The organism is Salinicola avicenniae, assembly GCF_023736115.1.
Lineage (GTDB): Bacteria > Pseudomonadota > Gammaproteobacteria > Pseudomonadales > Halomonadaceae > Salinicola > Salinicola avicenniae.
The window spans coordinates 221,971-247,510 of sequence record NZ_JAKQZC010000004.1; the positions used below are offsets into that span (position 1 = coordinate 221,971).

Annotated in this window: 20 protein-coding genes; 15 read left to right on the forward strand and 5 right to left on the reverse strand. The window is 64.9% G+C overall.

Going from position 1 to position 25,540, the window contains the following annotated elements:
- The first annotated feature begins 9 nt into the window (after nt 1–9).
- From astA (MC381_RS10430) to astB, 5 genes are read left to right on the forward strand one after another with little or no spacing between them, the layout of a single operon-like run.
- Nucleotides 10–1,104, forward strand: a complete 1,095-nt coding sequence (gene astA, locus MC381_RS10430) for an arginine N-succinyltransferase (protein WP_251977688.1) — start codon at nt 10–12, stop codon at nt 1,102–1,104.
- Nucleotides 1,104–2,123 carry an arginine N-succinyltransferase gene (astA, locus tag MC381_RS10435; protein WP_251977689.1) on the forward strand — a complete coding sequence of 340 codons (1,020 nt, stop codon included), beginning with the start codon at nt 1,104–1,106 and terminating at the stop codon, nt 2,121–2,123. Before astA (MC381_RS10430) ends, astA (MC381_RS10435) begins: the two co-directional genes overlap by 1 nt.
- 34 nt (nt 2,124–2,157) lie before the next feature.
- Complete coding sequence (gene astD / locus MC381_RS10440; protein WP_251977690.1) at nt 2,158–3,627, forward strand: succinylglutamate-semialdehyde dehydrogenase; 1,470 nt, start codon at nt 2,158–2,160, stop codon at nt 3,625–3,627.
- On the forward strand, nt 3,624–3,770 hold the full coding sequence (locus MC381_RS10445) for a hypothetical protein (RefSeq protein WP_251977691.1): 147 nt from the start codon (nt 3,624–3,626) through the stop codon (nt 3,768–3,770). Before astD ends, MC381_RS10445 begins: the two co-directional genes overlap by 4 nt.
- Nucleotides 3,767–5,134 (forward strand): N-succinylarginine dihydrolase, encoded by a 1,368-nt coding sequence (astB, locus tag MC381_RS10450; RefSeq protein ID WP_251977692.1) that lies wholly within the window; start codon nt 3,767–3,769, stop codon nt 5,132–5,134. Before MC381_RS10445 ends, astB begins: the two co-directional genes overlap by 4 nt.
- A gap of 113 nt (nt 5,135–5,247) precedes the next feature.
- Here the strand turns inward: astB and MC381_RS10455 are convergent, their stop codons facing one another.
- Complete coding sequence (locus tag MC381_RS10455; protein WP_251977693.1) at nt 5,248–6,444, reverse strand: CynX/NimT family MFS transporter; 1,197 nt, start codon at nt 6,442–6,444, stop codon at nt 5,248–5,250.
- Between the two features lie 295 nt (nt 6,445–6,739).
- Between MC381_RS10455 and MC381_RS10460 the strand changes: the two genes are divergently transcribed.
- A complete protein-coding gene (locus tag MC381_RS10460; protein WP_251977694.1) occupies nt 6,740–8,872 on the forward strand; it encodes a PAS domain-containing hybrid sensor histidine kinase/response regulator in 2,133 nt (710 codons plus the stop codon).
- A gap of 24 nt (nt 8,873–8,896) precedes the next feature.
- Here the strand turns inward: MC381_RS10460 and MC381_RS10465 are convergent, their stop codons facing one another.
- Nucleotides 8,897–10,312: a WecB/TagA/CpsF family glycosyltransferase gene (locus MC381_RS10465; protein WP_251977695.1), complete on the reverse strand. Its 1,416-nt coding sequence runs from the start codon at nt 10,310–10,312 to the stop codon at nt 8,897–8,899.
- Between the two features lie 333 nt (nt 10,313–10,645).
- On the opposite strand from MC381_RS10465, the gene MC381_RS10470 reads away from it, so the two are divergent.
- From MC381_RS10470 to MC381_RS10485, 4 genes are all read left to right on the forward strand, one after another.
- On the forward strand, nt 10,646–11,929 hold the full coding sequence (locus MC381_RS10470; RefSeq protein ID WP_251977696.1) for an oligosaccharide flippase family protein: 1,284 nt from the start codon (nt 10,646–10,648) through the stop codon (nt 11,927–11,929).
- A complete protein-coding gene (locus MC381_RS10475) occupies nt 11,926–12,855 on the forward strand; it encodes a glycosyltransferase family 2 protein (protein WP_251977697.1) in 930 nt (309 codons plus the stop codon). The genes MC381_RS10470 and MC381_RS10475 overlap by 4 nt, the downstream gene beginning before the upstream one ends.
- A 380-nt stretch (nt 12,856–13,235) precedes the next feature.
- Complete coding sequence (locus tag MC381_RS10480) at nt 13,236–14,228, forward strand: glycosyltransferase family 2 protein (RefSeq protein WP_251977698.1); 993 nt, start codon at nt 13,236–13,238, stop codon at nt 14,226–14,228.
- Nucleotides 14,225–15,214, forward strand: a complete 990-nt coding sequence (locus tag MC381_RS10485; protein WP_251977699.1) for a glycosyltransferase family 4 protein — start codon at nt 14,225–14,227, stop codon at nt 15,212–15,214. The genes MC381_RS10480 and MC381_RS10485 overlap by 4 nt, the downstream gene beginning before the upstream one ends.
- Here MC381_RS10485 and MC381_RS10490 read toward each other — a convergent pair.
- Genes MC381_RS10490 through MC381_RS10500 form a run of 3 tightly spaced genes read right to left on the reverse strand, consistent with a single transcriptional unit; the run spans nt 15,197 to nt 19,139 of the window.
- On the reverse strand, nt 15,197–16,564 hold the full coding sequence (locus tag MC381_RS10490; protein ID WP_251977700.1) for an O-antigen ligase family protein: 1,368 nt from the start codon (nt 16,562–16,564) through the stop codon (nt 15,197–15,199). The genes MC381_RS10485 and MC381_RS10490 overlap by 18 nt on opposite strands.
- Entirely contained in the window at nt 16,519–17,931 is a 1,413-nt protein-coding gene (locus MC381_RS10495) for a GumC domain-containing protein (protein WP_251977701.1), read from the reverse strand. The genes MC381_RS10490 and MC381_RS10495 overlap by 46 nt, the downstream gene beginning before the upstream one ends.
- On the reverse strand, nt 17,928–19,139 hold the full coding sequence (locus tag MC381_RS10500) for a polysaccharide biosynthesis/export family protein (protein ID WP_251977702.1): 1,212 nt from the start codon (nt 19,137–19,139) through the stop codon (nt 17,928–17,930). The genes MC381_RS10495 and MC381_RS10500 overlap by 4 nt, the downstream gene beginning before the upstream one ends.
- 260 nt (nt 19,140–19,399) lie before the next feature.
- Here MC381_RS10500 and MC381_RS10505 point away from each other — a divergent pair, with 260 nt between their 5' ends.
- The 5 genes from MC381_RS10505 (at nt 19,400) to MC381_RS10525 (ending at nt 25,497) form a co-directional block, all read left to right on the forward strand.
- Nucleotides 19,400–19,951 (forward strand): heme NO-binding domain-containing protein, encoded by a 552-nt coding sequence (locus tag MC381_RS10505; protein ID WP_251977703.1) that lies wholly within the window; start codon nt 19,400–19,402, stop codon nt 19,949–19,951.
- Nucleotides 19,948–21,390 (forward strand): sigma-54-dependent transcriptional regulator, encoded by a 1,443-nt coding sequence (locus MC381_RS10510; RefSeq protein WP_251977704.1) that lies wholly within the window; start codon nt 19,948–19,950, stop codon nt 21,388–21,390. Before MC381_RS10505 ends, MC381_RS10510 begins: the two co-directional genes overlap by 4 nt.
- Nucleotides 21,391–21,625: 235 nt before the next feature.
- A complete protein-coding gene (galE, locus tag MC381_RS10515; protein ID WP_251977705.1) occupies nt 21,626–22,609 on the forward strand; it encodes a UDP-glucose 4-epimerase GalE in 984 nt (327 codons plus the stop codon).
- A gap of 898 nt (nt 22,610–23,507) precedes the next feature.
- Complete coding sequence (locus MC381_RS10520) at nt 23,508–24,065, forward strand: TetR/AcrR family transcriptional regulator (RefSeq protein WP_251977706.1); 558 nt, start codon at nt 23,508–23,510, stop codon at nt 24,063–24,065.
- A gap of 109 nt (nt 24,066–24,174) precedes the next feature.
- Nucleotides 24,175–25,497 (forward strand): MFS transporter, encoded by a 1,323-nt coding sequence (locus MC381_RS10525; RefSeq protein ID WP_251977707.1) that lies wholly within the window; start codon nt 24,175–24,177, stop codon nt 25,495–25,497.
- Nucleotides 25,498–25,540 lie beyond the last annotated feature (43 nt).

Sequence of the window (25,540 nt, forward strand, 5' to 3'; positions counted from 1 at the left end):
GCGCGCGAAATGACCGCGCGAGAGATGCCGGAGGCGGGGCAGCTGCTGGTGCGCCCCGCCACCGTGGCCGATCTCGTGGCCATCGAGCGGCTTGCCGGCAGTGCCGCCCCCAGGCTGACCAACCTGCCCGCGCATCGCGATCGCCTCGAGGAGCGTATCGCCCGCTCGACGCGCGCGCTGTCGCACAACGTCGATTTTCCCGGCGACGAGATCTACACCTTCGTACTGGAAGACCGCAGCCTGGGCGAGGTCGTCGGCACGGCGAGCATCCGCGCCCAGGCGGGCGCGCAGGACGTCTACTACACCTATCGGCAGGAGACGCTGATCCACGCCTCGCAGCAGCTCGATCTGCGTCACGAGGTGCAGACGTTGTCGCTCTCTCATGAGATGTCGGAAATCACGCTGCTCTGCGCGCTGTCGCTGGATGCCCGCTATCGTGGCACCAGCGCGGCGAGGCTGCTGCGCCGCGCGCGCCTGATGTTCATTGCCCAGTATCCGGAACGCTTCGCCGAGATCCTCGGTGTCGCCTTTCCGGGCTACCTGGACGACAGCGGCGAATCGCCGTTCTGGTCCAGTGTCGGACGTCACTTCTTCCGCCAGAGCTACCAGGAGATCAACCAGGTGGCCAGCGTGCGCTCGAAGAGCTTCATCGCCGAGGTGATGCCACAGTTTCCGCTTTACCTGCCGCTGCTGACACCCCAGGCGCGGGCGGCCATCGGCCGTGAGCACCCCGCGCATGAGGCGCCGCTGCAGGAGATGCTTGCCGAGGGCTTCGTACGCTCGCGCCACGTCGATATCTTCGATGCGGGGCCGGTGCTGCGCGGCGAGCGCGCCAGTCTGCGCACGCTGTTCGGCTGCGGCTGGCATCCGGTGCGCATCCGGCCGCACGCCTCGCTGCCCGATGCCGAGCCGGCACTGGTCGCCAACCAGCAGCTGGCGGACTATCGCTGTACGCTCGCGCGCTACGCGCTGACACCCACGGGGCAGCTGCTGCTGTCAGAAGCGCAGGCCGAGCTGCTCGGCGTCGAGGAGGGGCGCGCGGTGCTCGTCGCACCGCTGGCGCTGCCGGACGTCGAAGATGCGCTGGATGAGGGAGACCTGTAATGCGCTTGAGACCTATCGCCCATGGCGATATCGAGGAGCTTCAGGCGCTGGCGCGCGAGACCGGCGTCGGCTTCACCTCACTCCCGGACAACCGTGACTTCCTGGTCAGCAAGATCGACAAGGCCGTGGCGGCGTTCGAAGGGCGACTGCCGCCGGAAGAACGGCTCTATTTCTTCGTGCTCGAGGACGAGGAGAGCGGCGAGCTGGCCGGCTGCTGCGCCATCGAGGCGGAAGTCGGGCGCGAGGCGCCGTTCTATCACTATCGCGTCGGCAAGCTTGCCCACTCGTCGGTGCAGCTCGATCTGCACCGCACCGTCGATACGTTATTCCTGAGCTCCGACCATACCGGTGATGCCGAGGTGGCTTCGCTGTTTCTGCGGCCCGCCTATCGTCGCGACCGCAACGGCACGCTGCTCTCCAAGGCGCGCTGGCTGTTCATGGCCGAGTTCCGTGAGAATTTCCCGGCCAAGGTGCTGGCGGAGATGCGCGGTTCGTTCACGAAAGACGGCGTCAGCCCGTTCTGGGAGAGTCTCGGTAGCCATTTCTTCCCCATGGAGTTTCGTCAGGCCGATCAGCTCACCGGTCTCGGTCAGAAAAGCTTCATTGGCGAGTTGATGCCCAAGTATCCGATCTACACGCCGTTTCTGCCCGAAGCCGCGCGCGCCTGCATCGGTCAGGTCCATGAACACACCCGGCCGGCGCTGGAGATGCTCAAGAAAGAGGGCCTGCGCTGGGAAGGTTACATCGACATCTTCGATGGTGGGCCGACGGTAGAGGCCTATATCGACGACGTGCGCGCGATTCGTCATTCGCGCTGTGTCAGGGTCGAAATCGGCGAGGCCGACCTGGCGCACGCCGAACGGCACGGCTGGCTGGCAGCGACCACCGGTATGGCCGATTTTCGCTGCAGCTGGATTGGCCGTGGCCCCGATGAGGCCGATGTGATCGCGCTGACACCGCTCGAGGCCGAACGTCTCGAGGTTGTCAGCGGCGATACGCTACGCGTGCTCGAGACCTGAACCGGCTCGGCGCGGAAGACAACAGGAGAGACGCATGCACGCCACGCAACAACTGCTGATCGACGGCCACTGGCTCGACGGCGCCGCCGAGACGTTCGACAAGCTAGATCCGGTCACCGGCCAACGACTGTGGCAGGCGCGAGCGGCTTCCGCCGAGCAGGTCGGCGAAGCGGTCGCGGCGGCACGGCGGGCTTTTCCTGGCTGGGCGAAACGGCCCTTCGCCGAGCGCCAGGCGCTGGTGGAGCGCTTTCGCGATGAGTTGGAAGCCAATCGCGAGCCGCTGGCCGAGAGCATCGCGCGCGAGACGGGCAAGCCGATCTGGGAGGCACGCACCGAAGTGGGGGCGATGATCGGCAAGGTCGCGATTTCCCTGACCGCCTATCATGAGCGCACCGGCGAGCGCGCGCGTGACGCCAGCGGTACGCGGGCAGTGCTGCGCCATCGCCCTCACGGCGTGCTGGCCGTGTTCGGACCGTACAATTTCCCCGGTCATCTGCCTAACGGACACATGGTGCCGGCACTGTTGGCTGGCAACTGCGTGGTCTTCAAGCCCAGCGAGCAGACACCGATGACGGCAGACCTGACACTGCAGTGTTGGCGTCAGGCGGGCCTGCCCGATGGCGTGATCAATCTCGTTCAGGGGGCGGCGGCGGTCGGACAGGCGCTCTCCAGCGATGCCGATATCGATGGCCTGCTCTTCACCGGCAGCGCGCGGGTCGGCGGTCTGCTGCATCGCCAGTTCGGCGGCCAGCTGGACAAGATCCTCGCGCTGGAACTGGGCGGCAACAACCCGTTGGTGGTGAAGGACGTGCGCGATGCCGATGCGGCCGTGCTGACCATTCTGCAGTCGGCCTTTCTCTCCGGCGGGCAGCGCTGTACTTGTGCGCGTCGCTTGATCGTCCCCGAGGGCGAATCCGGCGACCGCCTGCTCCAACAGCTGGCGACGGCCATGGATAGACTGCACGTGGCCGAACCGTTCGCTGAGCCGGCGCCGTTCTACGCGGGGCTCGTCAGCCCGCAGGCCGCGGAAGGGCTGCTCGAGGCGCAGCGCGATCTGGAAACGCGTGGCGGTCGCGTGCTGGTGAGAATGCGCTCGCTGGAACCCGGCACCAGCCTCCTCTCGCCGGGACTGATCGATGTCACCGGCTGCGAGATTCCAGACGAGGAACACTTCGGGCCGCTGCTCAAGGTGTACCGCTATGCGAACTGGGATGATGCCATCGCGCTGGCCAACGACACCCGCTATGGCCTGTCCGCCGGGCTGATCGGCGGCGATCAGTCCGACTGGGACGATTTCCTGCTGCGCATCCGCGCCGGCATCGTCAACTGGAACCGCCAGACTACCGGGGCCTCGGGCGATGCGCCCTTTGGTGGCATCGGCGACAGCGGCAACCACCGTCCGAGCGCCTACTACGCTGCTGATTACTGCGCCTATCCGGTCGCGTCAATGGAGGCCGATACGCTGGCGATGCCGGCCGAGCTGCCACCGGGGGTGACGTTATGAGTTCGCATATGACGGCAGCGTGGGCGCTGCCAGCGCCTACTGTCTATCAGACCGCCGCCGACAACTGCGCCTATCCGGTCGCGTCGATGGAGGCCGATACGCTGGCGATGCCGGCCGAGCTGCCGCCGGGGGTGAACTTATGAGTGGCGACGTCACGAGCAACGATGTGTCAGACGATGTGCTCGAGGTCAATTTCGACGGGCTGGTTGGCCCGACGCACAACTACGCCGGGCTAGCGCATGGCAACGTGGCGTCGATGCGCCACGGCGGGCTGGCATCCAACCCGCGCGAGGCCGCGTTGCAGGGTCTGGCCAAGATGAAGTCGCTGATGGATGCCGGCTATGCGCAAGGGGTATTGCCGCCGCAGCAGCGCCCGGATCTCGGCGCGCTGCGCGCACTCGGCTTCAGCGGCAGCAACGGCGAGGTACTGACGAAGGCCGCCACAGAGGCGCCGCAGATCCTGCGCGCCGTCTGCTCGGCCTCGAGCATGTGGACCGCGAATGCCGCCACGGTGACACCGAGCGTCGATGCACCGGACGGTCGCGTGCATATCACGCCGGCCAATCTGCAATCGAGCTTCCATCGCTACCTGGAACCCGACACCACCGGCCGCGTGCTGCAGGCGATCTTCCGTGATGAACGCCACTTTGCGCATCATCCGGTGTTGCCGGCGACGCCGGCCTTCTCCGACGAGGGCGCGGCCAACCATACCCGGCTTGCGGCCGAGCACGGTGATAGCGGCGTGCATCTTTACGTGTACGGTCGCCAGGCCTTCGGCGGCGAGCGCGCGCCTCGGCGCTATCCGGCGCGTCAGACGCGGGAAGCGAGTCAGGCGGTGGCGCGTCAGCACGGCCTGAGTGAGTCACAGACCGTCTTCGCTCAGCAGCACCCTGACGCCATCGATGCCGGCGTCTTCCACAACGACGTGATCGCGGTGGGCAACGGTCCGGTGCTGCTCTATCACGAGATGGCGTTTCTGGACGAGCAGGCGACGCTCGACGAGCTGCGCCGAAAAATGGCGACGCCGCTGATTCCGGTACGGGTGCCGGTCGAGGCGATTCCGCTCGAAGATGTCGTTTCGACCTATCTCTTCAACTCGCAGCTGCTGACCAATCCCGATGGCAGCATGACGTTGGTGGTACCGGGCGAGTGTCAGGAGCACGAGCGTGTCTGGCGGGTGATACAGGATCTGCTGCTGGCAGGCTACAACCCGATCAGCGACGTGGTGGTCAAGGACGTCAAGCAGAGCATGCGCAACGGGGGCGGCCCCGCCTGTCTGCGTTTGCGGGTGGCGCTGAACGCGACAGAGCGTCGCTCGCTCGGCGCTCGTGTGCTGCTCGACGAAGCCCTGCACGCTGATCTGACCCAATGGGTCGAGCGTCACTACCGCGACCGGCTCACGCCAGAGGATCTGGCCGATCCGCAGCTCGTCGACGAGACGCTGGCGGCGCTCGATGATCTGACGCGCCGCCTCGGTATCGGCAATGTCTATCCCTTTCAGCGCTAGCGCGGGAAAGTTCGATGCCCTGAGGCCCTGGCGCTAGGACTTTTGGATGTCGTCGCTCGCCGGGCGCGCGAGCGGCCGACTGGCGGCTGGCGATCGTTGGAGTACCGGCCGACTCACGCGGCTTCCAGCCTGACCATTTTCGGCCGGCCGATCAGGACACCGGCCACGCTCTGGGCTGCCAGCAGTACCAGCAGAAAGATCAGCGATGGCTGCCAGCTCCCGCTCAGTCCATGCAGGGCGCCGAACAGCAGCGGGCCGCACGCCGCCAGCAGGTAGCCCAGGCTCTGAGACATGCCCGACAGCATCGCGGCATGCTGCGGCGCCCGCGTGCGCATCACGATCATCGTCAGCGCGAAGCTGAAACTGCCGCCCTGGCCGGCGCCGAGCAGCACCGCCCACAGAATCGGCGCCGCCGTTGACGCCAGCAAGAGACCCAGCAGGGCGATACCGATCAGCACGCAGAGTGCCAGCACCAGCAGGCTGTGGTGCGTCAGGCGTGAGGCAAGTCGCGCAATGAAATAGCTCGCCGGAATGCTGGTCAGGTTGGTCATCGACAGCATCAGGCCGGCCGTGGAGGGCGCCACGCCGGCATCCGTCGCCACCGCCGGTATCCAGGTCTGCAGCGTGTAGAAGCTCAGCGACTGCGCCCCCATGAACAGCGTCAGCGTCCACGCCACCGGGCTCCTGAACAGCTGGCGCATCGGCGGTCGACGGCCGGTCTCGGCCTCGCCGCCGGTCAGCCGCAGGGCCACTTTCCACCACAGCAGTGCCGACGCGACTCCCACCCCCGCCCAGAGCCAGATTGGCGTCGACCAGCTACCCGAAAGCTTCATCAGCGGAATGGCCGTGCCGGCGCTGACCGTCGCGCCGACCCCCATCATCACCGTATAGAGCCCCATCGTGCGACCGAGCCGATCACCGCGATCGCGCTTGACCAGACTCGGCATGAAAACGTTGCCGAAAGCGATGCCGAGCCCGGCGCAGAACGTACCGGCGAGCATCACCGCCACGCTTTCTACCCCGCGCAGCAGCCCACCCAGGGCGATCAGGGTGATGGCGCAGGCGATGGCGCGGTCGAGCCCGACGCGATCGGCGAAGCCCGGTGCCAGCGGCGAGAGCAGGCCGAAGCAGAGAATCATGCCGGTGGTGAAGAGACTCGCCGTGCCTGCGCCGATGGCGAGCGTCGACATGATCGGCTCGAGCACCGGTCCAAGCACGACGATCGGCGCGCGCAGGTTTATGGCGGCGAGGCCGAAGGCCACGAGCCACAGCCAGGCAGGGAGCGGTGCACGGTTGGGCGATGTCGACATGGCAAAAGTCCCCGAAAATCGAGGGGCTAGCTTAACACCGATGGCCGGTGAGCCGGCGTTGCATCGCGCGATTGGTGCCGGGGTGTCGCGTCGAGTTCGGAGTGTGTCGATCGCATCCAGGCGCAGGGAGGGCGGGCCGTTACCCGTAGCCGGGGTAAGGAAGAAAGGGGCCGGTGGGCACCGGGGCGGGTTCAACATCTTCTGGGCAAGCAAGGTACGATTCAGACATTGCTTAATCATAAGCTCGCCTGCGCTACGCTGAGAGACGAGGCGCGAACGACATGAGGAGCCCGCCGTGGCGACACCCCCTGATAGCGCATCCGCCAAGGCGCGGATCGAGCGTCTGACACGCCGGCTGCAGCGCTCAGAAGCCGCACGAGAAGAGGCGGAGGCGATTCTCGAGCGGCGTAGCCGGGAGCTGCTGCAGGCCAACGAGCAGCTGATGGAGCGCGAGTCCGATCTGCGTGCCAGGCTGGAGCGCGAGACGCAGCATCTGATTCGCGCGCAACGCACGGCGAGAATGGCCACCTTTCACCGCTATCGCGGCAGCCGGCTGGCGGCATCACCCGCCTTCAACAGCCTCCTGGGGATCAGCACCGAGGCCAAGCCCAGTGAGCAAACGCTATGGGAGGCCATCCACCCCTTCGATCGCGACAAGATACATCGCGCGGAAGCCGAGTTCTATCAATCCGCGGCAGCGGGAATAGACCATGAGTACGACTGTCGCATTCTGCGTGATGGCGAGGTTCGCTGGATACGCTGGATCATTCGCAAGGAAGTCGACGACCAGGGTCGTTTCGTGTCGTTCATCGGGGCGGTGCAGGACATCACCGAGCAGCGCACCTCGGAGCGCCGGGCGCGAGCCCTGGCGCTGGTCGCCGAGCGGCGGGTCAGGCAGTTGACCCGGCTCAGCGACGCCCTGCGCGAGAGTCGCCGTGCCGCCGAAGCGGCGCTGCGGGTCAAGGCCGACTTTCTCGCCGCCATCAGCCACGACATCCGTACGCCGCTGAACGGCATCCTGGGCATGCTGGATCTGCTCTCGCTGGACGCCTTGCGTGTCGATCAGCGCGAGCGGCTCGGCATCGCCCAGGATGCCGCCAACCAGCTGCATCGCTATATCGAAGATATCGTCGACATGGCGCAGGCCGAAGAGGGCGCGCTGGAGTACTGGCCGCGGCGGGTGGATATCCACCGGCAGCTCGAGGATGTCATCCGTTTCTGGCAGGGCGGCGGACGCTCCGGGCCGACGCCGGCACTCGAGCTGGAGACAGCGTCGGCGACGGAGCTCACGCTGGTTACCGACCCGGTGCGCTTGCGCCAGATCCTCAATGTCTATATCGAGCGGCTGGCGGAACGGGGCATGCCGATTCGGATTGGCACCCAGCGGCGATCGGGGCGGTTGGATATCCGGCTCTCCTGCCCGGGGGACGAACAGGACCCTCTGGCGGCCGACCCGCGTCGGTGGGCGCTGCTGCAGCGTCTGGCAACCACGATCGGGGCCCAGATACGGCCGCTGAACGTCCGGGCACGCGCCGGCGTCGTGCTGTCGCTGCCGCTGGCGGCTGACGAGGCGTCGCCCGGCGTGGCGTATGACGTCTCCGGCGTGCAAGAGACTGCTGGCCCCCGGCTCGATCGCGACGAGCCTCGGGTACTCGTCGTCGATGACATCGAGACCAACCGTGTCGTGCTGACCCAGCTGCTGCAGGTCATGGGTTACGTCAGCGACATCGCCTGTGATGGCGACGAGGCCGTGGAAAAGGTGCTGGACGGGGACGTTGCGTACGACGCCGTGCTGATGGACCTGCGCATGCCGCGCATGTCCGGGGAGGAAGCGGTGGCGTGCATTCGCTCGACGGCGGATCCGCGATGGCAGCGTCTACCCATCGTCGCGGTCACTGCGCATGCCAACCGGGAAGAACTCGCCGGGTTACGGGCACGCGGGTTCACCGAGGCGATGACCAAGCCGGTCGATCGTCAGCGGCTCTCTGCGGTGCTGCGGCGCGTGCTCGATACCGCGTCGCTCGACGGGGCAAGCGACGTCGAGGCGCTGCCCGACGCGACGGCACGGGCGCAGGATGAAGCGCTACCGGCCCCGATCGAGCCCGACTATTTTCGTACCCTGTTCAAACCGCTGCCCGCATCGCGGCGTGATCTGCTGCTGAAGGTGGCGATCGATGATTTCGAAAGGTTGATACAGGAGCTGGAGGCCGGTCACGCGCACGACAGCGCGGATGAGATCGAACGGGCCGCGCATAGTCTCAAGGGGGTGTCGGGTAACTTCGGCGCCTTCTCGCTGATGGCGGCAGTCGAGGCCTATCGGGCGCTGCCGCCTGAGGCCGCGGCGGCCCGCCTGCCGGCCCTGCGCGAACAGGTCGCGGGCGTGATCGACCACGCCCGCGACCTGTTCGCCAGTCTGGATTCGGATTGAGCGGCTGCGCTCCCGGTCAGCGTCTCAGTAGGCGCCGCGACGGCTGAGAACGGCGGGGACCGTGCGCAGCATCAGCCCGAAGTCGCGAAGGATGCTGCGGCTTTGCAGGTAGTCGATGTCCATGACGACCTGCTGCTCGAACGGAATGTCGGCGCGGCCCGAGACCTGCCAGGTGCAGGTGATGCCGGGTTTGCCGCCCAGGCGCTGCCAGCTGGCGTCGCGGTAGGTGACGACTTCGTCCGGCAGCGCGGGGCGCGGGCCGACGATCGACATCTCGCCGCGCAGCACATTGATCAGTTGCGGCAGCTCGTCGAGTGAGGTCTTGCGCAGCCAGGCGCCCACGCGGGTGATGCGCGGATCGCGTTTCATCTTGAAGCAGACGCCGTCACGTTCGCTGCGGGCGAGCAGCTCGGCGCGACGCGCCTCGGCATCCCGCACCATGGAGCGGAACTTCAGCATCATGAAGGGCTTGCCGTTGGCGCCGATACGGCGCTGGCGGAACAGCGCCGGGCCGCGATCCTCGGTGCGGATGGCCAGCGAGATGAGCGCGAACAGCGGGGCGAGTACCAGCAGCGCGGAACCGGCGATCGTCACGTCCACCAGACGCTTGAGCGCGGCATGGAAGCGGGTGCGGGCGAGGCGTGCCTGCAGTCCGGCCAGGGTGGCGTGCGCGAGGAAGGTCACGTTGCCGACGAGGTAACGCTGGGCCAGGCGGCGGGGCTCCTGGGCCAGGCGCCATACCCACTCGCAGCCGCAGCGGCGTACCCAGGCCGGGGCGCGAGTGACATTGTCGGCGTAGTAGTCGAACAGGCCGCCGACACCCAGCACGACGGGGACCCGCAGATGGTGGCGGTTCTCGGCGATCCAATTCTCCTGAACCGGCACGCCGAAGCCCACGAACAGCAGGTCCGGTTTTGCCCGATTGATGCGCGAGATCAGAAGCTCCGTCTCCTCGGCCGCGAAGAAGCCGTGCTGGGTGCCCGCGACGTTCAGCCCCGGATAGCGCTGCTGCATGGCGTCGGCGGCTCGGGCCGCGGTGCCCGGGCTGCCACCCAGCAGGTAGATAGAGAGTCCCTGAGTGGCGGCGCTTTCGCACAGGGCCGGGAACAGGTCAGTGCCGTTGAGATTGTCGCCCAGCGGCGCGCCGGCCAGCTTGGAGGCGATGCGAATGCCCGAGCCATCCGGCAGCAGCAGGTCGGTATGGGCCAGGCTCTCGCGATACTGCGCATCGCGGCGGGCCACGTTGACACAGTGCGCGTTGATGAAGTTGATCGTCGTCGGCGTGCCCTGAGCGGCACGCTCGATGATGGCGGTAACGGCTGCCTGCCGCGAGGCCGCCACCAGCGGCATGCCGAACAGGGGCGTGGTCTCCAGCGTCTGCTGCGGGGCCGGTGAGGCGGAGGCGTTGGCGGTACGGATGTCGAGGTTGGCAGTGTTCATGGTGACTCTCCAGTGGCAAGCGAGTGAGCTATCTGGAGAAGACGTGTCATAAACCGTGCCAGATTTTATTTTGATTTATAATAAACAATTACTTGTTTTGTTTTTTTGGGGTGTCGGGCCAAGTCTTTTACAGTGCCTGGAGGCCCCGTGGGTTGCAGCTTGCATCGTCGAATGCAAATGGCATGTCAATTTGCGATGTCGGCGCCGAAAAACGCCAATTCAGCCTCGGGAAAAATGGCTAATGGCTTGCCATGAAAAAGCTTTTTGGAATTGGCCCGATTATTGAATGGGGTGGGCGAAGACTTCGAACCACAGCACATCACGGGGCCAGACATGAACCCATTCGCATTTCGCTCTCACCTTGCTCGTCGGGAGAACAGCCCGCTACTACGTGGCCTGGTCGCCTTCGGTAGCGCCGAGATGATCAACCGCGTCGTGCGTATCCTGGCGATCGTGGTGATCGCCCGGCAGGTGTCGCCTACCATCATGGGTGTGGCGGCACTGGCCCTGAGTCTGTTCGAAGTGGTCAGAGCGCTGGCCAACGCAGGGGTCGGCCAGCGCATTATCGCTGCCAGCGAGGATGCCCTGGCGGCCACCTGCAACACGGCCTTCAGACTGTTCTGGTGCTGGTGTGTCGGGGTCGCGGCGATTCAACTCGCCCTGGCCGGCGCTCTGCACCTCTTCGGCATGCGCGAGATTCCGCTGATGCTGGCGCTGCTTTCCGGCGTCTATCTGTTCATGCCGGCGGGCCTGGTGCAGGTGTTTCTGCTCATGCGTGAAGAGCGTTTCGGCACGATCGCGCGGATCGCCACCGTGCAGAACGTCAGCGATCACCTGCTGACGCTGCTCTTCGTTCTGATATGGCCGAGTGCCTGGGCCATCGTGCTGCCCAAGCTGGTCACCGCCCCGGTGTGGCTGGTGCTGGTGCGTCGTGCCAAACGCTGGATGCCGCAACCCGAGGCGGGGCATGTGCCCTGGCGCGCCTTCATGGGGTTCGCCGTCGGTGTCCTGATCACCGAGATGGTCAATGTCGCCCGCATCCAGCTCGACAAACTGATCGTGGGCGCCGTCTTCGGGGTCAAGGCCCTGGGTATCTACTACTTTGCGTTCAATGCCGGTCTCGGTATCACCACCTCCTTCGTGATGGCGCTGGGGCAGATCCTGTTCCCCTACATTTGCCGCGCGGATGATCTGGCGGAGCGCCGGCGCCGCTGCCACAAGGGGCTGATGCTGGCGCTGGTGGTGTTCCTGCCGTTACTGCTGCTACAGGTGTGCCTGGCGCCCTGGTATGTACCGCTGATCTTCGGGGTGCAGTGGACGCCGTCGGCGCCCTTGGTGTCGATACTGGGGCTCGGGGCGATGCCGATGATCTTCGCGGCGGTGGCCAGCGCCTGGTTGCGAGCGCTCGACCAGCCGGGGGTCGAGGCGATGATGAGCAGCATGGCGACGGCAGCGGCGCTGGGTGGCCTGGCGGCCTTTGCCGGCTGGGGATTGATGGCTGCCGCGGGCGCCTATGTGGCGGGGCTGGCACTGATCCTGATTCCGGGCTCGATTTGGTGTCTGAGGCAAGATGGTGGCATCGTTTCACGGATGCCGTTCAAGAGGGCTTGCGCATGACTCGGCCGAGGTTTTCCGTCGTGATTCCGGTCTACAACGCCGCCGACAGTATCGAGGAGACGGTCGCGAGCGTGCTGTGCCAGACGGAGCCTCACTTCGAACTCTGGCTCATCGACGATGGCTCCACCGATGACTCTCTGGCGCGGCTGCAGGCTCTTAAGGCGCGCGACGCGCGTATTCGCGTGCTCGCCCTGGCGAATGGCGGTGTCGCCGCGGCGCGCAATGCCGGCGCGGATCGCGCTGAAGGGGAGTGGATCGCGTTTCTCGATGCCGATGACGTGTGGCATCCCACCAAGCTCGAACGCCACTGGCAGCACCATCGCCAGGCGCCGCAGCTCGATATGAGTTTTGCCAAGATCGCTTTTCTACTCGGCGAGGGCACCGATCTGGCACGGGCGCAGACGGTCTCAACGGTACCGCGGGAGGCCCTGACGCTCGAGGATGTCCTGGGGGAGAACCCGGTCTGCACCAGTTCCAATCTGGTCGTCAGCCGCGAGTGCTGGCGTGCCAGTGGTGGCTTTCGCCGAGGCATGCAGTACGCCGAGGATCAGGAGTGGCTGGCGCGTGTCGTCAAGCAGGGGCGCCACATTCGCGGCATGGACGTTCTGCTGGTGGGGTATCGACTCTCGGCCGGCGGGCTGTCGGCCAATCTGCGCGCCATGTACGACGGCTGGCAGCAGCTGACGCGGGACTACGCGGCGGATTTCGATGCCGCCGCCGCGCGTGCGCTCTACTGTCGCTATCTGGCACGCCGGGCGCTGCGCGCGGGGAGCTCGCCCTGGCTGGCACCGCGTTTCGCGCTGGTCGGGGTGGCCAACTCGCCGCAGGCCTTCTTTCGCGATCGACGCCGGGGCCTGATGACCCTGGTGGGATCTCTGGTCAGTCCGCTGCTGCCTCGTACCCTGCGCATGCGGCTATTCGCTTAATCCTGTCATCAGAGTCACGCGTCACACTTCTTTCACCATATTTCTTTCACCCCGCCTAATTTCACCACACGCCTGCCACGCTCGCGCTTTCTCGCCAGTGGCTCCTCGAGGGTCGCGTCGTCTGGCCGCGGCACGCGGTCGCGACAAGACTGGCGCGCCCCCCCCCAGGCGATTTCTTCTCGGACGCGGGCAAATTGCGAAATCGGAGAAGGCGGGCGTCGCAATCTGCAGTGATGAGCGCAGGCAGTCGGTGTGATCAAGGCGGCACGTTTTTCAAGTCTTTGATTTATATTAAAAATAAAAGTTGGCACGGTTTTTGATAATCAAAGAGTAAAGACACTTGCTTCACCCAATTTCTTTATTCACTTGGAGTATCCGCCATGACCCTGCCCACCATCTCCGTCATCATGCCCGTCTACAATGTGGAAGCGTTTGTCGGCGAGGCGATCCAATCGGTGCTCGATCAGACGTTCCAGGATTTCGAGCTCATCATCGTCGACGACGGCTCCCTCGATAACAGCATGCAGGTGTGCCGAGGGTTTGCGGATGAGCGCATCCGTATCGTGACCCAGCGCAACCGGGGCCTCGCAGGCGCCCGCAACAGTGGCATCGCGGTGGCCCGCGGGCGTTACATCGCGCTGCTGGACTCCGATGACCGCTGGGACCCGACCAAACTCGCACTGCACTTCATCCATCTCAATGCCGATGACGCGGTCGACGTCAGTTATTCCGGCTCGCGCCTGATCGACGCCGAAGGCCGCCCGCTCGGTGTCAGCCAGCAGCCCCGGCTGACCGGCGTCGAGGCCCGCCACGTCCTCACGCGCAACCCGGTGGGCAATGGGTCGGCGCCGGTGATTCGGCGTCGCGCCCTGGATCGTGTCGCCTTCGTGCATCCGCAAGAGCCCGGGCGCCTGTGCTGGTTCGACGAGAGCTTCCGCCAGTCGGAGGACATCGAGCTGTGGCTGCGCATGATCGCGGGGTACGGCTGCCGCTTCGAGGGCATCGACGGCCTGCTTACCGACTATCGCATCGTGATCGGCGGGCTCTCCTCCAACGTGATTCGTCAGTACGAAAGCTGGGAGCGGGCGATCTCCAAGGCGCAGGCATACGCGCCTGAGCTGCTGGCGCGTCACGGCGCGCGTGCCCGGGCTTATCAGCTACGCTATCTGGCAAGGCGAGCGGTGCAGCTGGGGGATGGCTCCTTCGCCGTGGCCCTGATGCGTCAGGCGCTCGCAGCCAGTCCTTGGATCGCGCTGCAGGAGCCTTACAAGACGCTCGAAACGGGGCTCGGTGCGATGGCGGCACGCTGGCTGTCGCGTGAACGTTTCGCCCTGCTGCTGAGTCGTCGCTTGGGTACCGAGGTGGCCGCATGAAAACGCTCGAGATCGTACATTTGCTGGACGATGTCTCCCCCGGCGGGGTCATGCAGGCGCTGGCGATCTTTGAGCACCCTGCCTGGGTCGGCCGTCTGCGCAGCCGGGTGGTGACGGTGAAGCCGGATCAGACGTTGGCGCCGAGTCTGAAAGCGGATGTGATCATGACGCACTTTCCGCCGCGCTGGCGGGCGCTGCCCTTCCTCGTGTCGCTGCGGCTGCGCAATCGTCACGCTCGGCTGATTCATATCGAGCACAGCTATACCCGTGCCTGGGCGGCACATCATGTGCCGCGCTTCGGCCGCTTTCGGATGATGCTGAACATCGCCAGCCGTCTGTTCGACCGTATCGTCGCGGTGTCGCAGGGGCAGTCGCAATGGTTGACCGAGGCCGTGGGAATAGAGCCGCGACGCCTGCAGGTTGTCTCTCCCTGGAGCGATGTTCCCGCGCTGCAGGCGGTGCCGCCCTCGGACTGGCAGGGGCAGCGCACGCTGGTGGTGGGGGCCTATGGCCGTTTCGATCGACAGAAAGGGTTCGAGCGGCTGATCGCGCGTTTCCTCGCGCTGGACCCGGCGCACTATCAGCTGCGGCTGGGCGGCAGCGGGGCGGAAGAGCCGGCGCTGCGGGCGCTGGCTGGAGAGGCGCCGCACATCCACTTCGTCGGGCAAGTCGATGATCGTGCCGGCTTCCTGGCCGCCTGTGACATCATCGCCGTACCCTCGCGCTGGGAATCCTTCGGCCTGGTGGCGGCCGAGGCGCGGCAGGCGGCCCGGCCGCTACTGGTCGCCGGCGTGGATGGGCTGCCCGAGCAAGCGGCCGAAGCGGGGTGGGAAGTGGATTTCGATAGCGAACACGGCCTGAGTAGCTGCCTTCAGCATCTGACGCCGCCGCGGCTGGGGGCCATGGCCGCATCGGCGCGGTTATCAACGCAGTGCCTGGTCGATGATCGACTCCTGCGCTGGCGGCAGTTACTGCCGCTCGACTGAGTCTTCCGCCGCCGCTGGCAGCTCGCCTTGCCGATGCGGTGCTGGCGCCCCCGGCTCAGCCCTCCCTCCGGTGGTTTCCACACGCCGCCAGGCGGCCTGTCTGGCCGCGATGCCGACGATGACCAGCGCCGGCCAGTAGAGATAGCTCAGAATCTCCAGGTTCTCCCCGAAGCTGTAGAGGGTGAGCAGCAGCAGCATGGCCAGGGCGACGCGACCGACCGGTTGGTAGAGCGCCAGCCTGCCCGCCATCCAGAAGCTCGCCGCCAGCGGCACGGCCAGGGCGATCGCCCCCAGCAAGCCTTTGACGAAGAGCAGGCCGTACCAGCTATGGTGGCTGCCGATCGGCATGTACTCGACCAGATGCGGGCCGTTTTCCACGATGCCGTGGCCGAACCAGGGCGCCTCGTTCTGCCAGCGTTCGATGGCGATACGGCCCAGGGCGGCGCGCACTCGGCTGGAGTCGGCGCGGGCGCTGGTGAAACGCTGTATGGCCTGGTCCATCAAGCCCTGTATCTGGGGAGACAGCAGCCCCAGCAGCAAGATGGCGGGGGCCGCGGTGAACCAGGTCCAGGGCTGGCGCAGGCGGCTGACAGCGAACGACACCGGCCAGACGATCGCCAGCGCTACCAGTGCCAGGCGTGACTGGCAGAGCAGCGCGATCAGCAGGCCCGCCGACACGCCGATGATTTTCCAGCCCAACTGCTTCTCCTCCAGCGCGCAGAGGATGTGCACTACCGCGATCATGCCGGCCGCCGGTGACCAGGGGGCGAAGAACTGCCAGCGTGGCACGCCGGTCCCCGGCTCCAGCGTATACAGAATCACTGCAAAGTACTCCGGTCCCGACCCGCCGACGATCTTGAGTGGCGATACATACAGCTGGCCCGGCAGCCCCACGAACGGCGCGACCAGAAACAGAGGGATCAGGATCAGCGTCTGCAGTCCCAGGCGGCAGACGGCCCGATAGATCACCTCGGGGCGCACGGGCAGCAGCGCGCCGGCCAGCGGGAACAGCGCCAGAAGTGCCCAGCCCTTGGCCCAGCCGATCGAGGACTTGATGGTCTTGGCGGTACCCAGCTCATTGAGCAGATGCCCGACGATCAGGATCACCAGCATCGCCAGCATCGCCAACAGCCAGATGAAGATCACCGGATGGGGCGGCGGCGGGCGCCATGACGTGGCGTCCTCCGGGGCCAGGTATAGCGTGACCGCCGCCATCGCCACCAGGATCCAGGCCATGGCCGGCCCGGCGATGTACAGACCGCCGAGCAGCCAGAGCAGCCAGGTGCACTGAATGGCGACCGAAATCAGCCTTTCGGCAGCAGTAGTTTGATGATCGGCTGGCGTAGCCATAGCAGCAGGAAGCCCATGATGACGAAGAGACTGGCGACCACGCCGCCAGCCACCGCAAGCACCGCCGACGGCGACGAGGGAGCGCTGGGCAGCGAAGGCGACTCGAAGGTCTGGACGAGCGGGTAGGACGCGAAGGGGTCCGACTTGTTGGTGTCCAGCCGGGCCAGTGCCGAGGAGAAGACCGCCTCGGAGATCCGCAGCTCCCTGAGCAGATCCGACAGGCCGGCGGCCATGGTCACCAGATCGCCATGATCCTGGTTCTCGCGTCGAATCTGCTGCTGAATCTCCACCAGCTCCGCGTTGATGCCGGCCACCCGGCCTTCTGCGCTCAAGAGCTCATCGAACAGTCTGGCGCGGCCTTCGCTCACCGAGAGGTCGACGAAGCGCTGCAGGGTTTGGGTCGGCAACCCCGTGAGCGTCGCACCGCGCGCCAGCATCGCCTGCAGCAGGGTATCTTTCTGGGCCTGGCGTTCGCTCAAGCGCAGATGGCGATCGCCCAGCGTGGCGCGATCCTGATTCCAGTCGGTCAGCGCGATGGCGTAGCGCGACAGCAGCGACTGAAAGATCGGGTCTGCCTTCAGCAGCAGCGCGCTACGCGCCTCCGCCAGGGACACCTGCAACAGCTGGCTCAGGCGCTCGGCCGTGGCCCGGTAGCGCTCCAGCTCGAGCCGCGCGCTGCGTTGCTGCGCCTCCAGGTCATCGACGACCCCCAGGCGCTGATTGAACTGCTCGAGCGTTGCCAGCCCCGCCTCTCCCTGGAACTCGAGCACGCGGCGCTGCGCTTGCTGTAACTTCTGCTGTAGCTCCTGAAGCCTGTCGCGGTCCGCCGTTTCGCGCTTCTCCGCCTCGTCTTGGCGCAGGCGCTTCAGGCTGGACAGGAAGCTCTGACGCAACGCTTCGAGACGCGCCTGCGCCTGCTCAGGCGTCGGGCCTGCCATGGCCACCATGATCAGGTTGGTCTGATCGACCAGGCGCACGCTCGGACTGGGCAGCATGCCACCGCCATCGTCCAGGCGCTGCGCGCCACGCTGGAGCACCAGGTCCGAACTCAGCAGCCGCTTGTAATTCTCCGTCGGGCTCAGCGAGGGCGTCGCGAAAGCGGAGCTCGTCTGCGACGAGGCCTGACCGATGGACTCCAGATTGATCGAGCCACCGACACCCGATCCGGGCAGTATCAGGGTCATCGAGCTCTTGTAGCTGACCGGTGCCAGCAGCAGATAAGCGGCCAGCAGTCCCCAGATCATCAGCAGGAAGGGGGCGATGGCGATGATATAGCGGCGATAACGACCCGCCGAGGGTAGCCCATCTCGAATGAACCACCAGAGACGCAGCAGCCGGCGCGGTGAAGGTGAGCGGTTATCGGTCATGGTGAGGCATCGTGGATGAGAATGACGGTGGCGGCCGGCCCCAGGGCTTCGCCCACCATCGACACGGCGTCCCTGACGTTCATCCAGCGGCTGTCGTAACAGGCGAGCGCGTCGCGGGGCATCAGATAGGGGTTGATACGATCCCGGTCCGGGCGCTCCAGCATGTCCTCGACATCGCGGTCGATGACCACGGTGGTGTCATCGAACGGGTTGGTGGAGATGAGAACGGCATGGCGGTGAGCGTTCATGGCCGAGCCGCCAACACAGTTGGCGCTGACCAGCCCCTGCAGTAGCCGCGTGCCGTAGGGCAGGCTGGTCGACTCCTTGCCGATCGCCGAGGAGGCGTTGCTGGCGGCGGGTCGTGACAGGTTGGACATGAACACGCGTACCCCGGGTGGCGTGACCGGTGTCGGGCGCACGAGCGCCGCGTCGAAGCAGTGCGTGCTGGGCACCTCGATACGATCTCCGGGGGCCAGTCGCAGGTCATCGGCGCCGCTGCCTTCGACCAGCCCGGCGAGGTCGACTGTCGTCCACTGGTCACCTCGAATGACACGCACGTCGCCCAGGTTGGCATCCGGACGGGCACCGGCGGCAGCCATGATCGCCATTGATAGATTGCGACCGAGATTGGCATCCCCCGCCACCGGGCCGTCGCGCTGGCCGATGCGACTCTCGACCGGGCGTTCACCGATGCGCACGGTGCCCGCATTGAAAACCGCGCCGCTGACCGAAATCGAGATACCCGCACGCTCCACCAGCGAGACGGCAGCGACACGCGGTAGACGCCGGACCAGCTGCGCCTCGACGAGCCTGTCGCTCAAGCGGGCTTCCACCTCGGCGACGGAGCGTCCGGTGGTGTCGATCACGGGCAGGCCGGGTAGTGCCAGGTGGCCGAGTTCATCGATGACGTACAGCTTCGAGAGGTCCCCCGGGTCGCCGAGCACGTCGACACGCAGGCGGTCGCCGGGGGCGAGACTGGCAGGCTCGGCGCGCATCTGTGCCGCCGGGACATACGTTTTTCCGGCCGGCGGGGGCGGCGACATAGCGGGCGTGCATTGGCGTTGGTAGGCGTCGGCCTCCCACTGTTGCGGCATCCATAAGGCGCCATCCCGGTTTTCGGGCGTGGGGGCCGACTGGCAGCCGCTCAGTGTCATTGCGGCGGTGACGATCCACGCCATGGTGCGTGTACGGTGATGGGCTTTATGCATGCGCACCTCTCTACATAATCCATCATTGTAGAGAAGTCGATGCGGAAAGGAATCGAGGTATTATTAGATTTCACTCTATCTCTCGATGGAATGTCGCAAGTTGCAAAGACATTGATGCTGTTTGCAACGTGCCGCCTCCCGAATTGCAAAAGAGAGCGCTTTTATGCTGCTATTTTCGTGCCTAGATATTGGCATCGATATTGCAGAGCCTCCTCCAGTGACTTCGATTCTTCGTCTACTCCGCGACGGAAGGGGCATGTATGAAAGGGTTGATCTTTGTCGAGCTGATGAACTTCCTCGATGAGCAGCTGGGTGACGCCATTACCGAGAAGGTGGTGGAGGCGGCCTCGCTGCCCAACGACGCCGCGTTCACCTCGGTTGGCAACTATCCCAGCCACTACGCGGCAGACCTGGTAACGGCCGCGGCCAGGATGACCGGTGCCGATGCCGCTTTGATGTGCGAAGATTTCGGCCGTTTTATCTTCCAGCGTTTCCAGACACGTTTTCCACATCTATTGTCGCGCTACACCAGTGCCCGGGAGCTTCTCGAGCATGTCCAGGGGCATATCCATGAGGAGGTCAAGGTCATTTATCCCGATGCTTCGCCACCGCAGGTGGAAACGCACAGTGATATAGAGGGCTATACCGTCACTTATCGTTCGGGGCGGGGGTTCGCCCATATCGCGTACGGTCTAGTAGCGCAGTGCATCTCATTCTATAGTGAACAGAGCGACGTCACTTGGAAACCCGGCAGCACCGCCACGCAGGCGTGCTTCATTATTCGGCCCAGAAAAGGTATCTATCCTCTATGACGGAAAGCTCTCGGGTGTTGATCGTCGAAGACATCATGTCTCTGGCGCTCACCTATGCCAGTCAGCTGGAGGCCGCCGGGTGCCAGGTCGAAATCGCCGATAGTGGAGAGAAAGCCCGCTATTACATCGAGGCCGGCCGACGCGATGGAGAGGCATTCGATGTCATCCTGCTCGACCTGAAACTGCCGGATGTCGATGGTCTTGATTTTCTGGCGGATGCCCCCGAGCTGACCAAGCATGCCAGCGTTGTCGTCATTACTGCGGACGGCTCCATCAATCGGGCCATCCAGGCCATGCGTCTGGGAGCCTACGACTTCCTGGTCAAGCCGGTCTCGGTCGAGCGCTTGACGACCACCGTGAAACGCGCCGGCGAGCGGCTGCGTCTCGAGCAGGAAGTGCAGGTGGCGCGCAGTCTCCAACGGCGTGAACAGTTTCAGGGCTTCATTGGCGGCTCCGACGTCATGCAGGTCGTCTATCGCGCGATCGAGAACGTCGCCAACTCCAAAGCCACCGTATTCATCACCGGCGAAAGCGGGACCGGCAAGGAGGTGGCGGCCGAGGCCATCCACGAGCTCAGTCAGCGGCGGTCGGGGCGTTTCGTCGCAATCAACTGTGGCGCCATACCCGAAAACCTTCTCGAGTCCGAGCTCTTTGGCCATGTCAAAGGCGCCTTTACCGGCGCGCTGGAAAATCGCACCGGGGCTGCCAGAGAGGCCAGTGGCGGTACGCTGTTTCTGGACGAAATCTGCGAGATGGAGCTGAAACTGCAGGTCAAGCTATTGCGCTTTCTGCAGACTGGCATGGTGCAGCCCGTCGGTAGCAACCGAACCGTGCCGGTGGATGTGCGCGTGATCTGTGCCACCAACCGCGACCCCTTGGTCGAGATGAGCGAGGGGCGTTTCCGCGAGGATCTCTTCTATCGTCTCTCTGTGCTGCCTATCGATCTGCCTCCGTTGCGGCAACGGGGGGATGATGTGGTGCTGCTGGCTCAGGCGTTCATGACGCGTTTTTCCAACGAAGAGGGCAAGACGTTCGAGGCGCTCGACGATGAGACGCAGCAAACGCTGCATCGATACCACTGGCCGGGCAATGTCCGCGAGCTGCAAAACGAGATTCGCCGCGCCGTGGTGATGAGCGCCGGTAACCAGCTCTCTCTGGCACATCTGGGGACGACCGCGGCGTCACCGGCCATGCGTGCCGAGTCCGGAGGCAGTGAGCCGACACAGCCGCAACACGCCCCCGATGCTGGCGCTGATGCAGCTCCGTCCGTACTCGCCTTTCAGGGTCTGACGCTCGAGCAGATCGAAAAGATGGTGATCGAAAAGGCCATCGCCAACAATGGCGGCAGTGTGCCCGGTGCGGCGCGCGATCTCGCCGTCAGCCCCTCCACGATCTACCGCAAGCTGGAAAAATGGTCTTTGACCGGAACCTCGTCTTAGGTGCTGTCTGAAAAGTCGACGAGTGAAGGTCAGGCAAGGCAAAAATCGTCGAAAACGCGGAGTTTACGGGTTGTAAATGAGCATTTTGAGCCGATTTTTAACGCCGCATGGGCGAGCACAGTACTTTTCAGACAGTGCCTAGTTTGCTTCGTGTTGTTGGTCGGGGTTGGAGTGCAGCGCATCGACAGACGCTGACATAAAGACGTTGCTGGTTTTATCGAGGCTTGGGGTGTCAATGTCCAAAGGTGAGATTCTGGTCGTGGGCGGCGCCGGTTATATCGGTTCGCACATGGTCGAGCATCTGTATCGATCGGGATATCGGGTGACCGTTCTGGATAATCTATCCACAGGACATGCCGATGCCGTCGTCAATGCCGAGCTGGTCGTCGCTGACCTCGGAGATAGAGAGGCGCTAGGGCGTCTCTTTCGGTCCAAGGTCTTCGATGCCGTGATGCATTTCGCGGCCTTGAGCGAAGTCGGTGCCTCCGTCACGCAGCCCGAGGCCTACTATCAGAACAATGTGGCCAAGACCCTTGCGTTGCTGGCAGAGATGCGCTGCCACGGCGTGGATACGTTCGTGTTCTCGTCGACGGCGGCGGTCTACGGGGACGCCCACAAAAGTGCCATCGGCGAGTCGAGCGGTACCTCGCCGATCAATCCTTATGGGTGGTCGAAGCGCTTCATCGAGCAGATCCTTCGCGACTATGCCCACAGCTATGCGCTGAGGCCGATGATCTTTCGCTATTTCAATGCGGCGGGTGCCGATCCCGAGGGGCGATTGGGCGAACGCCACGATCCTGAGACGCACCTCATTCCGCTGCTGCTCCAGGCCGCTTCCGGCCGCCGCGCTGACTTCACGCTGTTCGGCAGCGACTACCTGACGCAGGATGGTTCCTGCGTCAGGGACTTCATCCATGTCGACGACCTGTGTCGCGCGCATCGCCTGGGTCTGGAGGCGCTGTTGCGAGGAGAGCCGGGCGATGTCTTCAATCTGGGAAGTGGCGTTGGTTACAGTGTCCTGCAGGTCATCGAATCGGTCAGACGCGTAACCGGGTGTGATGTCGTCGTCAAGACTGCCGACCGTCGCCCTGGCGATCCGGCGTATCTCGTCGCCGACGTGACAAAGGTCGAGTGTGCGCTGGGATGGCGGCCTCACTACTCGCTGGATGGGATAGTGGCCCATGCCTGGCGCTTTGAAACCGATAGGGCGCAGGGATAACGGTGGCTGGCGTCGACCAACGATACTGATAGGTCAGGACAGCGCATCCCATCCGTACGGCGGGGCTCATTGAGCCCCGCCGTCGTGCATCTGGAGCAGCGCCCGCCATGCCGCCGCTCGAGGGAATTCACTGGCTTTGCTGGCACCTGTACAAGAGGCGCCGGGAAGTGCAACGGGTCCATGAGGGAAATATAGGGAGGATTCTGACCGCGAGAGCAGGTCACGCTGGTCGAGCCACCTTCGCGCTATCTCCCCAACATCGTCTTCACCACGCCGGCATGCTGCAACAGCACGGCATCGTCGCCCTGGGGGCGCGATAGCATCAGCCCGATGGGCAGTGCGGCGCCGGTGGCGACGTAGGGCAGCGAGATCGAGGCCGCGTCGAGATAGTTGAAGACGCTGGTATTGCGCAGCGCCTGCAGGAGAGCTGCTAGCTGCTGCTCAGGCCGTGCAGGGCGCCGAACAGCAGCTTACTGCGGTTGGTGTGTGCGCAACACGATCATCGCCAGGACGGAGCTGAAGCAGCCGCCATGATCATCGCCTCCACGCCCATCATCACTGTGTAAAGGCCCAAGCGGCCGTCCCGGTCGCGCTTGAGCGAGGACGTTGCCGAAGGCGATGCCCAGCCTCGCACAGATGGGTCGCCGCCAGGCCGAAGGCCACGAGCCATAGCCAGACGGGCAGCGATAGAGCAGCAGGGGGAACGGATCGGAACACGGTTGGCGGCCTTCGGTAAATGGGACGGCATCTTAGCATTTCCCGACAGCGTCGCAGACCCAACCTTGATCGAAGGGGCAGTGACCCGGAACCGGCGTGGGCAGTATCGCCAAGGATCCGACTTGCAGGTGTAAACCAATCGTTTTACATTGAAGGAGTGCGAGGCTACGGAGAACGATGTATGGATTCGAGTACCGACCGACGCGAACACTTGATCTCGACTGCCGAGGCGCTCTTCGACCGCCATGGTTTTACCGCTACCGGGATGGACCGACTGACCGGCGCGGCGGGCATGTCCAGCCGCACGCTGTACAAGCATATCGGCAGCAAGAATCGACTGCTGGCGGCGGTGCTGGAGGCGCGAGATTGTCGTTTCCTGCGCTCGCTGAAGGTCGATAGCGTCGATGGGCTTTTCGAGTCGCTGGACAACTGGTTCGCTGGCGAAGGGGCACGAGGCTGTCTGTTCCTGCGCAGCTGGGGCGAGACCGGCGGTGATCTGCCCGAAGTCGTGGAGGCTTTGGCGCGGCACAAACAGCGTGTACTGCGCCGTATCGGCGAGGTCGTTTGCAGGGAGCTCGGTCGCGAGGACGAGGCGCTGACCGAGGAGCTGATGCTGCTCTACGAGGGCGCGACGCAGGCGATCATCTATCGGCGGGATCTGGCAATTCCCGCTGCCAGGCGGGCCGCGCAGCACCTGGTGGCAGCTGCTCGTGCGAGGTGCCCGGACTCTGAAAACTGAGTCTCTTCCCGACGGATGACCGGTATCTGATGTCGTCGGGATTTTTATTGTCCATAAGGAAAACGACCATTTTACATGCAGGCGGTGAATATCCGCCAAGGAGAAGGTCATGATTCGTCAACAGACACGACTCATCATTGCCGGGACCCTGTTGATCGGGGTGAGCTATGGCCTGGCGAGATTCGCCTATGGACTGTTCCTGCCCAGCATGCGAGAAGACGTTGGATTGAGCTCGGCGATGGCTGGTGCCATTGGCAGCGGCGCCTACGTCGGTTACTGCCTGGCCATCCTGTTGAGCGCCTTTCTGGTAGAGCGCCTGGGTCCGAAGATCATGGCCGTCTCCGCGGCGGTGATCGCCGCTGCCGGCATGGCCGTGATCTCGGTGAGCACGAGTCCGCTGCTGCTGGCCGGCGCCATCCTGCTGGCGGGTACCAGCACCGGGCTGGCATCACCGCCGATGGCGCAGGCCGTTTCCCGTGTGGTGAGCCAGCCTCGGCAGGGGCGGGCGAACACCCTCATCAACGCTGGTACCAGCCTTGGCGTTGCGATCTCCGGACCGGTGGCCTTCATCGCCACCGGTCAGTGGCGGCTGGCCTACGCAGCCTTTGCGCTGGCGGCCCTGTGTAACGCTGCGCTGTTATTGATCAGCGTACCCGGAGGGCGGCATACCGCTACCTCGCGGGCGACGGAAGGCGTGGATGACGGGCACGAAGACGCGCCCCTCTGGCGACCGCGTGCCTTGCGTGTCGTCGTCGCGGCGGCGGGCATGGGCATGGCCAGCGCCGCCTACTGGACCTTCTCCAGCGAAACGCTGGTCAATCTGGGCCATTTCGACCAGGCCATGGCCAATATCGTCTGGATTCTGATCGGCGTGGCCGGATTGGCGGGAGGGCTGGCGGGGGACCTGGTCAAGCGTTTCGGTCTCAATCTGGTCAATCGTGCCACGCTTGCCGCGCTGTCACTCTCGCTTGCGCTGCTCGCGGTGATGCCGGCCAATCTGCTGGCGGTGCTGTTGTCGGCGGTGCTCTTCGGTGCGGCCTACATCATGCTGACAGGCGTCTACCTGGTCTGGGGGATTCGACTCTATGCCGACCGCCCGGCGATCGGACTGGGGCTGCCATTTCTGATGATCGCCGTCGGTCAGATCGTCGGCTCGCCGCTGGCGGGCTATCTGATCGGTGCGCAGGGTTACGTCTTCTGCTTTCTGGCCTTTGCCCTGATCGCCATCGTCACTGGCCTGGTCGGCTATCGCGATGCCAAGGCGCCACCCCGAGTGGCCAGCCAGGCTGACCGGCGTGGCCAGGTAACTCGCCAGCGTGAGAGCGTCGCGATGGGGCGCCTCTACATGCCGGCGATGCCGCCACTGACGCTGATGGCCTGGGCGGGCGATGGTGTCAAACGCCTTCAGCGCACGCTGCGTGGAAGGTGTTGAGGACAGCCATCGCCCCGAGTGGTTTGCCTCGCGGCATTTGGCC

Bases quoted from the DNA above. Each gene is read 5' to 3' on its own strand.
- astA (WP_251977688.1), top strand. From the start codon at position 10: ATGACCGCGCGAGAGATGCCGGAGGCGGGGCAGCTGCTGGTGCGCCCC.
- astA (WP_251977689.1), top strand. From the start codon at position 1,104: ATGCGCTTGAGACCTATCGCCCATGGCGATATCGAGGAGCTTCAGGCG.
- astD (WP_251977690.1), top strand. From the start codon at position 2,158: ATGCACGCCACGCAACAACTGCTGATCGACGGCCACTGGCTCGACGGC.
- MC381_RS10445 (WP_251977691.1), top strand. From the start codon at position 3,624: ATGAGTTCGCATATGACGGCAGCGTGGGCGCTGCCAGCGCCTACTGTC.
- astB (WP_251977692.1), top strand. From the start codon at position 3,767: ATGAGTGGCGACGTCACGAGCAACGATGTGTCAGACGATGTGCTCGAG.
- MC381_RS10455 (WP_251977693.1), bottom strand. From the start codon at position 6,444: ATGTCGACATCGCCCAACCGTGCACCGCTCCCTGCCTGGCTGTGGCTC.
- MC381_RS10465 (WP_251977695.1), bottom strand. From the start codon at position 10,312: ATGAACACTGCCAACCTCGACATCCGTACCGCCAACGCCTCCGCCTCA.
- MC381_RS10470 (WP_251977696.1), top strand. From the start codon at position 10,646: ATGAACCCATTCGCATTTCGCTCTCACCTTGCTCGTCGGGAGAACAGC.
- MC381_RS10475 (WP_251977697.1), top strand. From the start codon at position 11,926: ATGACTCGGCCGAGGTTTTCCGTCGTGATTCCGGTCTACAACGCCGCC.
- MC381_RS10480 (WP_251977698.1), top strand. From the start codon at position 13,236: ATGACCCTGCCCACCATCTCCGTCATCATGCCCGTCTACAATGTGGAA.
- MC381_RS10485 (WP_251977699.1), top strand. From the start codon at position 14,225: ATGAAAACGCTCGAGATCGTACATTTGCTGGACGATGTCTCCCCCGGC.
- MC381_RS10490 (WP_251977700.1), bottom strand. From the start codon at position 16,564: ATGGCTACGCCAGCCGATCATCAAACTACTGCTGCCGAAAGGCTGATT.
- MC381_RS10495 (WP_251977701.1), bottom strand. From the start codon at position 17,931: ATGACCGATAACCGCTCACCTTCACCGCGCCGGCTGCTGCGTCTCTGG.
- MC381_RS10500 (WP_251977702.1), bottom strand. From the start codon at position 19,139: ATGCATAAAGCCCATCACCGTACACGCACCATGGCGTGGATCGTCACC.
- MC381_RS10505 (WP_251977703.1), top strand. From the start codon at position 19,400: ATGAAAGGGTTGATCTTTGTCGAGCTGATGAACTTCCTCGATGAGCAG.
- MC381_RS10510 (WP_251977704.1), top strand. From the start codon at position 19,948: ATGACGGAAAGCTCTCGGGTGTTGATCGTCGAAGACATCATGTCTCTG.
- galE (WP_251977705.1), top strand. From the start codon at position 21,626: ATGTCCAAAGGTGAGATTCTGGTCGTGGGCGGCGCCGGTTATATCGGT.
- MC381_RS10520 (WP_251977706.1), top strand. From the start codon at position 23,508: ATGGATTCGAGTACCGACCGACGCGAACACTTGATCTCGACTGCCGAG.
- MC381_RS10525 (WP_251977707.1), top strand. From the start codon at position 24,175: ATGATTCGTCAACAGACACGACTCATCATTGCCGGGACCCTGTTGATC.